Consider the following 14,253-nt stretch of genomic DNA (forward strand, 5'->3'; position numbering starts at 1 on the left):
GTTACTTGGTCAGGCTGGGAGCGAGACTTGAGGCGAAGCCGGGCAGCCACTCACGCAGGCCGGGACCCAGGTCATCGCTGTCGCAGGCAAGCTGGACGCAGGCCTTCAGGTAGCTGAGCTTGTCGCCGGTGTCGTAGCGGCGGCCGCGGAAGACGACGCCGTAGACTCCGTAGCCTTCGCCGTCGCCGGAAGAGAGCTCCTGCAGGGCGTCGGTGAGCTGGATTTCCCCGCCGCGGCCGGGTTTGGTGCGTTCCAGTACTTCAAAGACCGCCGGGTGGAGGACGTAGCGGCCGATCACGGCCAGGTTGGACGGGGCGTCGTCGACGTCGGGCTTCTCCACGAGGTGCTTGATCCGGACGTACTCTTCACCCGCGATCACTTCGACGTCGGCACAGCCGTAGGCGCTGATCTGGGAGGGGTCCACCTCGATCAGGGCGACGACGGATCCGCCGGTCTTGGCCTGCACCTCGATCATGGTGCTGAGCAGCTCGTCGCGGGCATCGATCAGGTCATCACCCAGCAGGACAGCAAACGGCTCATAGCCGACGTGCTGCTTGGCACGCAGGACCGCGTGTCCCAGGCCCAGCGGATCGCCCTGGCGCACGTAGTGGATGTCGCCGAGGTTGCTGGCGGCCTGGATGGACTCGAGCTTGGCGGTGTCACCCTTGGCCTCAAGCGTGGCTTCAAGCGTGGGGACGCGGTCGAAGTGGTCCTCGAGCGCACGCTTGTTGCGTCCTGTGATCATCAGGATGTCGCTCAGGCCGACGTTGACCGCTTCCTCGACGACGTACTGGATAGCCGGCTTGTCGACGACGGGCAGCATTTCCTTGGGCATGGCCTTCGTCGCGGGAAGGAACCTGGTGCCGAGGCCCGCAGCGGGGATGACGGCCTTGCGTACGGGAGCGTTGGGTGTAGTCACTCGACTAATCTAACGGAGGGACCAAAACAATAGGTAATCATTCCAGCCGCCGGGGCATGCACTCCAGGGCTGCAGCAGGTGGAGGAGTAAGCCGTCATGGCGTCCAAGGAAGAGATCCGGTCCGGCCACCGCACCCGGCGCGCCGCCCTGTCAACGGCTGAGCTGGAGAGCGCCGGGGCGGCGCTCGCACGCCACGGCCTGGCCTGGGCCTCCGCGGTTTCTCCGGGACCCGGCACCTTCGCCGCCTATCTGGGCGTGGGGTCCGAACCGCCCACCCTCCCACTGCTGACGGCGCTGCACGGGGCCGGACACCGGGTACTGCTGCCGGTCTGCGAGCCCGCGCTCGAACTGAGCTGGGTATTCTGGACGCCGTCTTCCGGGTTTGTCCGCAGCCGCTACGCCCCCATCCAGGAGCCTGCCGGGGAACGCCACGGCACAGCGGTGATGGGGCAGGTCGCAGGCATCTTCCTGCCGGCCACCGCGGTCGACTTCGCCGGCAACAGGATCGGGCAGGGCGGCGGCTACTACGACAAGTTCCTTGCGGCCCTGGTTGCCGTCCTGCCATTGCGGCCCCCGCTGCCCGACGCCGGCGCGCTGCCGCCGCTGCCGACCGCCGCCGTCGTCTACGACGGCGAGGTGCTGCCCGCCGGGAGCATCCCGGCGGAGTCCTTTGACCGCAAGGTTGTTGCCGCCCTGACACCGGCCGGGCTGATCCGGCTGCTGTGAACGCCCCGGGAGACCCCGTCTCCGGGATGATAGAATTAGCACTCAGGCCCTGCGACTGCTAAGGGACGGAACCGGCCGACAGACATGTCGGCGGTGATCCGGACCGGGCAGCACGGGACCTGATCGTTTGTCCTAGAGGAGGATTTCCAGTGCCCACCTACGCATACGCCTGCAAGGACTGCAGCCACAACTTCGAGATCGTGCAGTCATTCACAGACGGCTCCCTGACGTCCTGCCCCGAATGCCAGGGAACCCTGCGCAAGAAGTTCAACAGCGTCGGCGTAGTCTTCAAGGGCTCCGGCTTCTACCGGACCGATTCCCGGCAGGCCAAGGGCAGCACCGTCTCGCCCGCACCGGCCCCGGCTGCCGCTGCAACGCCTGCGGCAGCTTCCGCTTCCTAGGACGAATTCCCACGCGTCCCGCCGCGTTTCCGCGCGGTGGACGCCAACTTGTCCACATAGGCGCCCGCGCGACTGCCGCCAGACGGCACCGCTGCGTAGCGTGGCGGCATGTCACCTGTTTCCAGCCGACTGCAACGTCCGGCCCCCGGATACCCAGGGCGGACCCGCAGACCGCCCCGCCTGCCGCAGCGCCGACGCCTGGGCCGCTGGCTCAGCCGCAACCGGCGTCTCGCCGTAGCCCTACTGCTATGCGTCGCTGCCGGCCTCACTGTGCAGCAACTGACTCCCGAACCCGCAGACACCGTGACCGCCTTCGCCGCGGCCAGGGACCTGCCGGCCGGCAGGACGCTGGCACCGGATGACCTCGCGGTGCTGAACGTCCCCCGCGCCATTGTCCCCGGCGGCAGCTTCAGCACCAGCGCCGAGCTACCGGGCAAGCAGCTGGCGGTAGCACTTCGCAAAGGCCAGCTGCTCACCGATGCGCAGCTACTGGGGCCCGGACTGCTGGCCGGCAGCCCGGCCGGATCCGCGGCAGTGCCGCTCCGGATGGCTGATCCGGCTTCAACCCAGCTACTCTCCCCCGGTCAACTCGTGAATGTGGTGATGACGAGCGGCAACGGCTTCGAACAGCCGGCGGCGTCCCAGCTTCTGGCCGCGGCTGTGCCTGTGCTGTGGACCTCCGCGCACGGCGGGAAGGCGGGCCAGTGGCTGGCCGGTGGGGAAACGGACGGACTCATGGTTGTGGCCGCCGACCCTGATCAGGCCCGGCGGCTCGCCGGGGCCTCCACCCAGGGAAAGCTGTTCTTCGTCCTCGTTGCTGCCGTCCCCGGCTGATTTAAGTTGAGTTAGTCGGCAGCAAACTCCTGCGGAGATGTCAGGACTCCCCGTGACGGGTCTAGCCCCAGTGCGGAGGCTTCTGTTCCTCGAGCCACGAGTCGTGGTCGTACCCGCTGGGCTGGTCGCCCCAGCGCCGCGGATCGTCTTCAGCGGCCTTGTTGGGCAGCACACCGTCGGGGACCAAGGCGCGGGCCGCGGGCTGGTTGGCCGCTTCCTGTCCATCCTGCCGGACCTCGGTGTCCCGGCTGTGCGCGTCCCGGCCGCTGCCGTCACCGCTGTGATCGACGTCGCTGCTGCTCGCACCGTTGTTTTGGCTATCACCGTCTGCACTCATGCTGCCGGTCTCCTTGCTGCCGTGATCCGTTGCGCGCCCGTCCTCAATGTCCGGCCAGTCCGAGCGGCTCTGGAACCATGGGGTCCGCTCTTGCGCGTCATTGACGGCCAGGTTCTCGACATCGTCGTCGAAGAATCCCGGCGAGGTCCGGTTCCGGCTGGGCACGGCAGGCTTTTCCAGGCCCAGGTAGCCGCCGATCCGGTCGGCACAGGCCGAGGGATCGGTGAAGACCTCTATTGTCCATAGTGGCATGTAGCGCCAGCCAAGTCGCTCCAGCAGCTGCGGCCGGAGCCTGCTCCGTTCGCGGACGGTCAGCCGCCGGTATTGCTCGGTGCCGTCTGACTCGATGGCGACGGGCCGGGGAATTTCGGCGTCGTCCTGGCCGATGGTGCTCAGCGGGTCGGCCGCCGCCACCATGTTCAGGGCCCCGTCGTACTGGTGCCAAACCCGTGCCCCGCGGGCACGGAGCCGGTCGCCCAGGTCTGCCACGAGGGGGTCGGCGCCAAGGGCCTGCTCGCTGGCGGCGGCCCGCGATGCGGGGCTGCCCAGATCCGAGTTGCCCGCGATTTCGCGGTCCAGAAGCTCGTAGAAGTCAACCGCGCCGTGGCTCAGCCTCGTCACGTCGAGGTCCTCGGGACGGAAGCAGCTGAGCACGTGCAGCGAGCGGCGTCCCCGGGTCATCGCGAGGGCGAACTTGGCGCGGCCGCCCTCTGCGGACAGCGGGCCCAGATTGTGGAGCGCGCGCCCGTGCGGGGTGCGGCCATAGCCAGGAGAGAAGATCACATGATCGCGGACCAGGCCCTGGGCGCGTTCAAGGTCCACCACGCGGAAGGATTCGTCCCCCGCGGTGAAGAAGCTGGCCAGCAGCGGGTAGTTGGGCAGCTGCAGCCGGATCGACTCGCCGATCCGGGCGGCATGGCGGAGGCTTCCGGTCACGACGGCGAGCGAGGTCCGGGGCCGGAGCCTGGCGTGTTCAAAGACGAGCTCAACGGCCCGGTTCACCTCGGCGACCACGGACTCGACGCCGTCCTGGTCCGCGCTGGGCAGGCCGGTGCCGTCCGGCAGATACTCCACCGTCAACGCCCGGTCCAGGCCGGTCGCGGACTGTCCTTCGGGAAGCCGGCGGAGCCCGCCGTCGTAGAAGCCCTTGCTCAACTGCCGCACGAGGTCTTCGTCGACGGCGCGGTACACCGTCCGGAGGTTCCAGACGGGCAGCACGCCGGTGAGGGCCTTGTAGGCGCTTTCAACGCCCTGGTGCGAGCTTTCGCCCGCGGCAAGCCGTTCCACGCTGACGGTGAAGGTCCGCGGGCTGGCAATCCTGTCGTCGCCGAAGGCAATGACCTGTTTCGCGCGTGCAATGGCCGGCAACACGGCCTGCAGGGAGGTCGCCTCGGCGTCGAGGATGACGACGGCGTCGAACCTCTGCTCCACGGGGAGCAGGCCCGTCATCAGGTACGGGCTGACCGACCACACGGGCACGAGCATGGGCAGCAGCTCCGGGGCCTGTCCGGTTAGGGCGGCCAGGGTCACCCGGCCGTCCTTGAGCAGGCTGCGGAGCAGGTCCGCCTGCCGCGGGTTTTCTCCGATGGCGGCCCGCCAGCGTTCGGCAAGCTTCCAGCGCAACCGGGCAGCGCCGCTCGCGATGTGGGCGTTGTCCGCGAGGCGGTATTCCGCTTCGAGCTGGCGAAGGGCGTCGCCGTCGGACATGGCGAGGTAGTCATCCCCGCTGATCATGGCTTCCAGGGCCGACTGCCACCAGGCCAGTTCAAGTTCCGCCGCCACCGACTCCGCAGGCACCTCGCGTTCCGCAAGGTCCGCGAGCAGTTCGCCGAGGCCGTGCTCGCGCATGTTCTCCACCAGGAGCGTCCGCTCCGGCAGGGTCTCGAGGGTGCCGGTATCTGCCACCAGGCGTTCCAGGCGTTCCATCAGTTCTTCGTAAGGGGTGTCGTACAGTTCCCCGCCGGCCGCCGTGTGCCGGACGGCCTGGCCCAGCTCCGCGAGTTCGGCTTCCAGCTCGCGGTACAGGACGATGATTTCCGCCAGACCGGAAGGGACGGCCGGGTGGCGCTGCGTCGTGGCGTACCCGGACCATGCGGCGCGCTGGTCCTGCACAAGGACGAGGGAGCTGTGAAGATCCGCGATGTGCACACCGGGCCGGACATACTCTTTGGCCACCCGGCGCAGTCGGGAGCGCTGCATGGAGGGCATCTCGATGTTTCGTTCGCGGCGCCAGGAGGAGGCTGCGGTCGCGGAGATGAGGTCATGGACCGGGCGGTCGAAGATGTCCGGGGTGAATTTGTCGAGGCTTTCGCGGACCGCGACGAGCAGTTCGATCTGGTCGCCCCACTCGGAGAAGGTCTCGCCGAGGCGGATCTCGGCGTGGTCGGCGACGCCGTCCATCCGGTCGCGCAGTTCCGGCAGCCCTTCCGCCACGGAGCGGGCAACCTGCTGGGCCTCCTGGGTTTCCTTGCGGGTCAGGAGCCGAGCCCCGTGCCAGGGGCTCGTGGTCGAGGACCGGCTGAAGCTGCCCAGTTCGGCGGCGCGGCGGAGCCGTCCGGCCAGTTCCTCGCGGTCGCGGATGCTGTCCAGCACGCTGCGTTTTAGCCGGACGGTGGTGGCCGGCGCCTCCGGCTGGATGGAGGTCAGCGCGGCCAAGGACTGCATGGCCTCATACGGGGAGCAGCCCCAGCGCTGGCGGACATTGTGGAGCGACGCGACGTGGTCCCTGAGGGCGTGCCGGTGCTCGGTCAGGGTCGTGTGAAGGTTGCTCAGCTGGGGCTCGAGGGACTTCTCATTGCGCACAATGGCCCGCACCAGCTGGCCCTTGAGCTGCAGCGGGGCGGCATTTCCCGTGAGCTGGAACAGGACCGATTCGAGTCCCAGCGTGTCCAGCTGGGCGGAGATTTCGCCCAGGCTGGCGCGCCTGTCCCCCACCACGAGCACGGTCTTGCCTTCGTCGACGAGCGCGCCGATGGTGTTGATGGCCGTCTGGGTCTGGCCGGTTCCCGGCGGGCTGCTGACCACGAGGGAGTCCCCCGCGCGGACGGCATCCACAACGTACTGCTGGTCCGTGTCGGCGTCGAGCAGCAGGAGTTCGCCGGCGGGGTCCCGCTCGTCGGTGCTCGGGAAGCGGTTGGGCTTCAGCTCGGATACCTCCACCGATTCGTCCCCGGCGGCGCGTCCCAAGGCCGTCACGAGCGCGTTGTTCTCGTTGATCCACGGGTCGTCCAGGTTGCCGGAAAGGTCGGCGAAGGTGGAAACCAGGAGGTTGTATTCAACTTCTGCGCCGTGGATCGGCTGGATGAGTGTGCCCAGGCGGTCCAGGACCGGCTGCGGGTCATAGCGGGCGGTGCTGTACGCCATCCGGGTCACGGCATTGACGTCGAAAACGATCCCGTGGATGGTCTTCAGATGGCGGACCAGTGCCGGGTTGATCTTGGCCTGCTCGGTGAGCTGCAGTTCGTAGTCGTCTTCGCCGGGGCGCACGGTGAGTGAGATGGCGGTCAGCATCACGGGGGCGGAGATCCGCTGCGGCTTGCCCCCGACGGCAGAGGTCCAGACGACGGTGCCCGCGGAGAAGTAGCCTGCATCGATGCCGCGGTCGTTGGCGAGTTCGAAGGTCTTGGACCGCAGGTTGCGGGAGGCCCGGGCCGCCACGACGTACTGCTGGCGGTCGCGGATCAGGGTGGAAAGCCGCGTGCGCCGGCCCGCCATCAGCTGGGCCAGGCCGGACGGATGCGCGTGGGTCAGGTCGATGGAGCCCTCGGGCGTCTTGGTGAAGCGCAGCATCGTATCTGCTCCGGTGACGGGCTTCAGCCCGGACAGCCATTTCCGGAGCTCCTCGGAGCCCTCGGGGTGGCCTTGACCAACTGACACTGCTGCCTTCTTTTCTGTGCTCGCGTGTTCTGTACTCGCGCGGGACGTCCTGGACCATACCGGCATGCTTTCGAGGGTAGCCCGAATCCGGCCCCGGTGAGAGTCCGCAACACTGGCGGGACGCAAATTGGACCCGAATTCGCAGGATCCAAAACTCCGGCCGGACCCCCGGTCCGGAGGCTCATGGCAGCACCGGATAGGGAACGGCCGGCCTCCAGAGGAGACCGGCCGTTTCACTGGCTGATTTGGGCCAGTGCTATTCCCACTCGATGGTTCCCGGCGGCTTGCTGGTCACATCGAGCACTACGCGGTTGACCCCGTCCACCTCATTGGTGATCCGGTTGGAAATCCGGGCCAGCAGATCGTAGGGAAGCCGTGACCAGTCCGCCGTCATGGCATCCTCGGATGACACTGGGCGCAACACGATCGGGTGGCCGTAGGTGCGGCCATCGCCCATGACACCGACGCTGCGGACGTCCGCCAGCAGCACCACCGGCATCTGCCAGACCTCGTTGTCCAGGCCGGCGGCGGTCAGTTCCGCGCGGGCGATGGCGTCCGCCTTGCGCAGCAGGTCCAGCCGCTCCTTGGTGACTTCGCCGACGATCCGGATGCCGAGGCCTGGGCCCGGGAACGGCTGGCGCCCCACGATTTCCTGCGGCAGGCCGAGCTGCGCGCCGACGGCGCGGACCTCGTCCTTGAACAGGGCTCGCAGGGGTTCAACGAGTTCGAACTGCAGGTCTTCCGGCAGGCCGCCCACGTTGTGGTGGCTCTTGATGTTTGCCGCGCCCTCGCCGCCGCCGGATTCGACGACGTCCGGGTACAGGGTGCCCTGGACGAGGAACTTGATCTTCTCGCCGTGGGCGGCAGCCTCGGCGATGATGGCCAGCTCGGCTTCCTCAAAGGCGCGGATGAATTCGCGGCCGATGATCTTGCGCTTGGTTTCCGGGTCGCTGACGCCGGCCAGTGCGGACTGGAAGCGCTCCTGCTCGTTGGCGACGTAGAGCTTGACGCCGGTGGCGGCAACGAAGTCGCGTTCCACCTGTTCGGCTTCGCCCTCGCGCAGCAGCCCGTGGTCCACGAAGACGCAGGTCAGCTGGTCACCGACGGCGCGCTGGACCAGGGCTGCGGCCACCGCGGAATCGACGCCGCCGGAGAGGCCGCAGATGACCCGGGCATCGCCAATCTGTGCGCGGATCCGATCGACCTGCTCCTCGAGGATGTTGCCCGCGGTCCAGTTCGGTTCCAGCTTGGCGCCCTTGAACAGGAAGTTCTCCAGGACCTGCTGGCCGTACGCCGAGTGCTTTACCTCGGGGTGCCACTGGACGCCGTAGAGGCCTTTCTCCTCGTTGGCGAAGGCTGCCACCTCGGCGCCGGCCGTCGTCGCAAGGACCTCAAAGCCTTCGGGCGCCTCGTGGACGGAGTCGCCGTGGCTCATCCAGGTGCTCTGGTGCTGCGGCATACCGTCGAGGATGGAGCGGCCTTCGCCGACGGTGGTGGTCTCGGTGGCACCGTACTCGCGGAGGCCGGTCTGGGCAACTTTGCCGCCGAGGGCGTTGGCCATGGCCTGGAAGCCGTAGCAGATCCCGAAGACCGGCACCCCGGCCTCGAAGAGGTCGGCGCCGACGCTCGGGGCGCCTTCGGCGTAGACGCTGGCGGGTCCGCCGGAGAGGATGATGGCGGCGGGGTTCTTGGCCAGGAGCTGCTCGGTGCTGTAGGTATGCGGAACCACTTCCGAATACACATTCGCTTCCCGGACGCGGCGCGCGATCAGCTGCGCGTACTGGGCACCGTAGTCAACAACCAGCACGGGCTTGTGGGACGTCTGGGATGCAGTGGGAGTAGTCACCGTCCCAGCCTACTTTGCGCCACGGTCCGCCCGCACCTTGGAAAGCCGGCCCGGGCCCGGAAACTGCCGCTGGGTAAGCGAACTCACACCGGAGGTCCGGGACGGGAGCACCTCGCCGCGGGTGCAGATCAGGGCGAATCGGCCGCCCCTATCCGCCCTGATCTGCACCCGGCGCACGACGGCGGGCGGCGCCTTGGGGCCGGGCCCCTAGTAGCGCTGCGGTGCCTGCGGGTTTGCGGCCAGTTCCGCCTCCACCTCGGCGTGGAACTTCTTCTCCACGAAGAAGGACAGGAACGGCACGACGCCGCCCAGCGCCAGGATGATGAGCTTGGCAAACGGCCAGCGCATGAGCGACCACAGGCGGAAGTTGGAGATGAGGTACACGACGTACATCCAGCCGTGCACGATCAGGACGGCGACGGAGAGGTTCAGCCCGCCGATGACTCCAGCCGGCTCGGCGTCGGCGAATCCGAGGCCGAAGGGCTCGCCGGTGACCGCGTGGGTCCCGCCGGCAAAGAGGTACTGGCCGAACGCGTACCGGGCGATCAGTTCAACGCAGAGCAGGAGCAGCATGGCACCGGTCAGGTACGCGAGCACCTTGTAGAACTTCAGGGCGGAGCGGATCTGGGCCTCGGTTCCGCCGAAGCGGCGCTTCTTGCCGGCGGCGGTTCCCGCTCCGTTGGACTGCTGCGGCGCGACTGCCGGCTGGGGCTCGATCATGATTGGACTTTCGGTTCGGTGGGGTGCGGTTCGTGGGGATCCGGTCCGTGGGGATCCGGTTCGGTGATGTGCTGCTCCGCGGCGGCTGACTGCTCCTCGTCCAGCGCGTCTTCATGATCGCGGCGGTAGTCGTCCTTGACCAGGCGCCACCAGATAAACAAGGCGAATCCGGCGAAGACAACCCACTCGGCGGCGTAGAAAAGGTTCAGCCAGTTGACCTTCTGCGGCGGGGGCTGGGTGCCGACATTGAGGGGCTTGAGTCCGACGCCGGCCGCGGCTGCGCCGACGTCCTGGCCGCCGGCAAGCTCGGTCGTCGCGGCGACGAAGCCCGGGTAGCTGCTGACTTCCCAGATGTTGATGAGTTCCGCGACGGAGACGGCGCTGGCCCGGCCGGGCCCGGCGTCGGTCTTTGGCAGCGGGGCCTCGGACGGCAGCAGCCGGCCGGTCAGTTCAATGGTGCCCGACGGCGGCGGCACGGCGTCCGCGGGGGCGGCAACCCAGCCGCGGGCCACCGGGATCCAGGTCTCCGGCGAGGCTCCGGCACCGGCCAGGACGGGGGCACCCTCTACGGCGAAGGCCGCCACAATCCAGTAGCCCTTGGCGCCGTTGTTCAGGCGGCCGGGAACCAGGACCTGCTTCTGCGGATCGTAGCTGCCGGTGGCGGTGACCATCTGGTCCGCGACCGAACCGGGGAAGAAGTCCCCCGGCTGCACCACCGTGGTCAGTGGCTTGCGTTCCTCGGTGGTGGTGGCTACGGGGGCTTCCGGCTGGGTCGAGCGGCCGAACTGCCATTGGCTGAGCAGCACAAAGACCCCTGAAATCACGATCGCAAACACGAGGCCTGCGATCCAGCGGGGTTTGAGGGCAGTTTTCAGCACCCCTTAACCGTACTTCGTCCGCGTGTAGAACAACGAAACGGGCCGGCAGGGCCTGCCCCTAGAGTCGGGCAGCAGGGTCCCTGCGTGGCGACGAAGTCGACACGAAAGGTCCTGCCCCACTCTCAGTGGTCAAAGAAGACCAGGCTGGAGTTGATAAGTTCCGCGATCACTTCGGGATCGTAGGCGCGGCGGAGAGACTCGCGGAACGATTCCTTGGACAGTGACCGGGCCAGCGTCGCCAGGACTTCAAGGTGCTCCGAGAAAGAACTCGCCGGCGTCGCAATCAGCAGGACCACCGTGGCCGGACCGTCGGCGGCGCCGAAGTCGAGGGCCCTGCCGTACTTGGTGATGCCGACGGCGATGGACGTGCGGGAAACGAATTCGCTCCGGGCGTGCGGCAGCCCGATGCCGCCCGGGAGCCCGGTGGCCAACTGGTGCTCGCGGGCATTGACATGCTGGAGGAAACCTTCAAGATCGGAAATCCGCCCGGCGGCGTACAGCCGCTCCGCAAGCTGGCTCGTGGCGTCGAACTTGTCGGTGGCGTCCATTTCGAGGATCACCATTTCGGGGGTGGTGAGCTCGGCGTCATACCGGTCCAGTGGTTCCGCCAAGAGGTATCCCTTCGAAGTGGCGTCGCTGCACCGACCGGCAGCCTGATGGCTGACCGTCGGCGCGGCCCGTCAGCGCAGCGGAACGATGTCCTCGACACCCATTCGTGCGGCGTCGGCAGATTCATCATCCGGCTGCTCCTGGCTGAGCCTTTCGGCGTCGACCCGGGCCAGGTAATGCTTGATTTCGCCCTCGCGCTGCGCATCGCTCCAGCCGAGGACATCCCCCAACAGTTTAGCGACTACCGGTGCTGCGGACACACCGCGGTCCCAGGCCTCGATCGAAATCCTGGTGCGGCGGGTCAAAACGTCCTGCACATGGCGGGCGCCTTCGTGCGTGGCGGCGTACACGGCCTCGGCGGCGAGGTAGTCGTCGGCACCGGGCAGCGGTTCGGCCAGTTCGGGGTTCCCGCTGATGGGGGCCAGCACCTCGGAAGCCATCGAGCCGTAACGGTTGAGCAGGTGCTCGATCCGCGCCACGTGCACCCCGGTCTCCTCCGCCATCCGGTTGCGCTTGTTCCAGGCGGCCTTGAAGCCACTGGCGCCAAGCAGCGGGATGGATTCGGTGCAGCTGGGCGGGACACGCTCGTCCATGCTGCGGGTCGCCTCGTCGACGGCGTCCTTGGCCATGACCCGGTAGGTGGTCCACTTGCCGCCGGCCACCACCACGAGGCCGGGCACGGGGTGCGCGACGACGTGTTCGCGGGAGAGTTTGGCCGTGGAGTCGTTCTCGCCGGCCAGGAGCGGACGCAGCCCGGCGTAGACCCCTTCGACGTCCTCGCGGGTGAGCGGTCGCTTGAGGACCCTGTTCACGTGCTCCAGGATGTAGTCGATGTCCTTGCTCGATGCCGCCGGGTGGGCCTTGTCGAGGTGCCAGTCGGTGTCGGTGGTGCCGATGATCCAGTGCCGTCCCCACGGGATGACGAAGAGGACGGACTTCTCGGTCCGCAGAATCAGCCCCACGGTCGATTGGACGCGGTCCCGGGGAACCACGAGGTGGATGCCTTTGGAGGCGCGGACCTTGAGCTGGCCGCGGTCCGTCACCATGGCCTGGGTTTCGTCGGTCCAGACGCCGGTGGCGTTGATAACCTGCTTGGCCTTGATGTTGAAGGTGGAACCGTCCTCGTGGTTGACGACTTTGGCGCCGACGACGCGTTCGCCCTCCCGGACGAAGTCCACCACGGACATCTGGTTCACCGCATGGGCCCCGTAATGGGCCGCGGTGCGGACGAGGTTGGCGACGTATTTGGCGTCGTCCACCTGGCCGTCGTAGTAGCGGATGGACCCCACGAAGGCGTCGTCCTTCAGGCTCGGTGCTGCGCGCAGCGTACCCCGCCGGCTCAGGTGTTTGTGGAAGGGGACCCCGCGGCTGTGCCCGCCGGTGATCGACATGGCGTCGTAGAGGGCGATGCCGGCACCGACATAGGGCCGTTCGAGAAACGGCCTGGTCAGCGGGTACAGGAACGGAACCGGGCGGGCCAGGTGCGGGGCGAGCACAGAAAGAATGAGTCCGCGTTCATGCAGCGCTTCCTTGACCAGGGCGAAGTCAAGCATCTCCAGGTAGCGGAGGCCGCCGTGAATGAGCTTCGACGACCGTGAGGACGTCCCCGCGGCCCAGTCATTGGCCTCCACGATGCCGACGCTCAGTCCGCGTGTGACGGCGTCGAGGGCGGCGCCGGTGCCGACGATGCCGCCGCCCACAATCAGGATGTCAAGTTCCTTGCCCGGGGCCGTGGTGCCCTTGAGCACCGCAAGTGAAGCTTCGCGCTCCGCGGGTCCCAAGGCACCGCCGGCCTTGGGAGAACCGCCGGGAAAACTGTTCATGTCACGCCTCCATCCGGATCAAAGCTCGTAGGGCACCAGACTACTTCCAAGTGCTCGGGATGGGCAGGGGTCGCTCAGTTCCCGGCGTACGGCGAGACGACGACGTCGACGCGCTGGAATTCCTTCAGGTCCGAGTAGCCGGTGGTCGCCATCGAACGGCGCAGCGCACCGATCAGGTTGGACGTTCCGTTAGTGTGGTGGCCCGGCCCGAACAGGACTTCCTCGAGTGGTCCCACGGTGCCGACGTTAACCCTGTCGCCGCGGGGAAGTTCAAGGTGGTGGGCTTCCTGGCCCCAGTGCCAGCCCTTGCCCGGAGCCTCTTCGGCGCGGGCGAGGGCACTGCCCAGCATCACGGCGTCGGCGCCCATGGCGATGGCCTTGACGATGTCGCCGGAGGACCCCATACCGCCGTCGGCGATGACGTGGACGTAGCGACCGCCTGATTCATCCATGTAGTCCCGGCGGGCCGCGGCGACGTCGGAAATTGAGGAGGCCATGGGTGAATGGATCCCCAGGGCGCGCCGGGTAGTGGTGGTGGCTCCGCCGCCGAAGCCGACCAGCACCCCGGCTGCGCCGGTGCGCATGAGGTGCAGCGCCGGGGTGTAGCCGGCAGCCCCGCCGACGATGACGGGGACGTCGAGTTCATAGATGAACTGCTTGAGGTTCAACGGCTCGTGGTCCTTGGAGACGTGTTCAGCGGAGACGGTGGTGCCGCGGATCACGAAGATGTCGACGCCGGCGGCAAGCACGGTCTTGTAGTGTTCCTGGGTCCGCTGCGGGGTGAGGGAGCCGGCGACGGTGACACCGGCGGCCCGGATCTCGGCGAGGCGCGAGGTGATCAGCTCCGGCTGGATCGGGGCCTGGTAGAGCTCCTGCATGCGGCGTGTGACGGCGGGGCTGTTGGTCTCGTCCTGCAGCGCCCCGATCTGGTCCAGGACGGACTGCGGGTCCTCGTACCGGGTCCAGAGCCCTTCGAGGTCGAGTACGCCGAGTCCGCCGAGGCGGCCCAGGGCGATGACGGTCTCCGGCGACATGGCCGAATCCATGGGAGCGGCGATGACCGGCATGTCGAACTTGTACGCGTCGATCTGCCAGGCGACGGATACGTCCTTGGGATCACGCGTCCGGCGGTTGGGGACGATCGCAATGTCGTCCAGGGAGTAGGCACGACGCCCACGCTTGCCACGGCCAATCTCAATCTCGTAAGTCACGTCCCTACTTTACTTGACCCCGGCCAGCTGGGCCGCGCCGATCGAGGCACGAGGAATGGGCATGCCCTCCGTT

At 67.8% G+C, this 14,253-nt stretch carries 11 protein-coding genes; 3 read left to right on the plus strand and 8 right to left on the minus strand.

Features of this window, described 5'->3' with window-relative positions; all coding sequences use genetic code 11:
- Position 1: 1 nt before the first annotated feature.
- Positions 2-919: a UTP--glucose-1-phosphate uridylyltransferase GalU gene (galU, locus tag ACZYZE_RS03330; RefSeq protein ID WP_463906228.1), complete on the minus strand. Its 918-nt coding sequence runs from the start codon at positions 917-919 to the stop codon at positions 2-4.
- A gap of 96 nt (positions 920-1,015) precedes the next feature.
- Between galU and ACZYZE_RS03335 the strand changes: the two genes are divergently transcribed.
- The 3 genes from ACZYZE_RS03335 (at position 1,016) to ACZYZE_RS03345 (ending at position 2,880) form a co-directional block, all read left to right on the plus strand.
- Entirely contained in the window at positions 1,016-1,645 is a 630-nt protein-coding gene (locus tag ACZYZE_RS03335; protein ID WP_463906230.1) for a 5-formyltetrahydrofolate cyclo-ligase, read from the plus strand.
- Positions 1,646-1,794: 149 nt separating this feature from the next.
- On the plus strand, positions 1,795-2,046 hold the full coding sequence (locus ACZYZE_RS03340; RefSeq protein ID WP_459317039.1) for an FmdB family zinc ribbon protein: 252 nt from the start codon (positions 1,795-1,797) through the stop codon (positions 2,044-2,046).
- 270 nt (positions 2,047-2,316) lie between these two features.
- Positions 2,317-2,880: an RcpC/CpaB family pilus assembly protein gene (locus ACZYZE_RS03345; protein WP_463906232.1), complete on the plus strand. Its 564-nt coding sequence runs from the start codon at positions 2,317-2,319 to the stop codon at positions 2,878-2,880.
- 61 nt (positions 2,881-2,941) lie between these two features.
- Here ACZYZE_RS03345 and ACZYZE_RS03350 read toward each other — a convergent pair whose 3' ends face one another.
- The 7 genes from ACZYZE_RS03350 to ACZYZE_RS03380 form a co-directional block, all read right to left on the minus strand.
- Positions 2,942-7,093, minus strand: a complete 4,152-nt coding sequence (locus tag ACZYZE_RS03350; protein WP_463906233.1) for an AAA family ATPase — start codon at positions 7,091-7,093, stop codon at positions 2,942-2,944.
- Between the two features lie 256 nt (positions 7,094-7,349).
- Positions 7,350-8,939, minus strand: a complete 1,590-nt coding sequence (gene guaA / locus ACZYZE_RS03355) for a glutamine-hydrolyzing GMP synthase (RefSeq protein ID WP_459317042.1) — start codon at positions 8,937-8,939, stop codon at positions 7,350-7,352.
- 207 nt (positions 8,940-9,146) lie between these two features.
- Complete coding sequence (locus tag ACZYZE_RS03360) at positions 9,147-9,659, minus strand: DUF3817 domain-containing protein (protein WP_459317043.1); 513 nt, start codon at positions 9,657-9,659, stop codon at positions 9,147-9,149.
- On the minus strand, positions 9,656-10,537 hold the full coding sequence (locus ACZYZE_RS03365) for an SURF1 family protein (RefSeq protein WP_463906236.1): 882 nt from the start codon (positions 10,535-10,537) through the stop codon (positions 9,656-9,658). Before ACZYZE_RS03365 ends, ACZYZE_RS03360 begins: the two co-directional genes overlap by 4 nt.
- A gap of 122 nt (positions 10,538-10,659) precedes the next feature.
- Positions 10,660-11,148: a PTS sugar transporter subunit IIA gene (locus ACZYZE_RS03370; RefSeq protein ID WP_463906237.1), complete on the minus strand. Its 489-nt coding sequence runs from the start codon at positions 11,146-11,148 to the stop codon at positions 10,660-10,662.
- A gap of 69 nt (positions 11,149-11,217) precedes the next feature.
- Positions 11,218-12,969: a glycerol-3-phosphate dehydrogenase/oxidase gene (locus ACZYZE_RS03375; RefSeq protein ID WP_463906239.1), complete on the minus strand. Its 1,752-nt coding sequence runs from the start codon at positions 12,967-12,969 to the stop codon at positions 11,218-11,220.
- 74 nt (positions 12,970-13,043) lie between these two features.
- Complete coding sequence (locus ACZYZE_RS03380) at positions 13,044-14,180, minus strand: GuaB3 family IMP dehydrogenase-related protein (protein WP_463906241.1); 1,137 nt, start codon at positions 14,178-14,180, stop codon at positions 13,044-13,046.
- Between the last annotated feature and the right edge of the window lie 73 nt (positions 14,181-14,253).

This window comes from Pseudarthrobacter woesei (assembly GCF_055412745.1).

What these genes read in the sequence shown, in the direction of transcription:
- ACZYZE_RS03335 (WP_463906230.1), top strand. Translation starts at nt 1,016, where the DNA reads ATGGCGTCCAAGGAAGAGATCCGGTCCGGCCACCGCACCCGGCGCGCC.
- ACZYZE_RS03360 (WP_459317043.1), bottom strand. Translation starts at nt 9,659, where the DNA reads ATGATCGAGCCCCAGCCGGCAGTCGCGCCGCAGCAGTCCAACGGAGCG.
- ACZYZE_RS03375 (WP_463906239.1), bottom strand. Translation starts at nt 12,969, where the DNA reads ATGAACAGTTTTCCCGGCGGTTCTCCCAAGGCCGGCGGTGCCTTGGGA.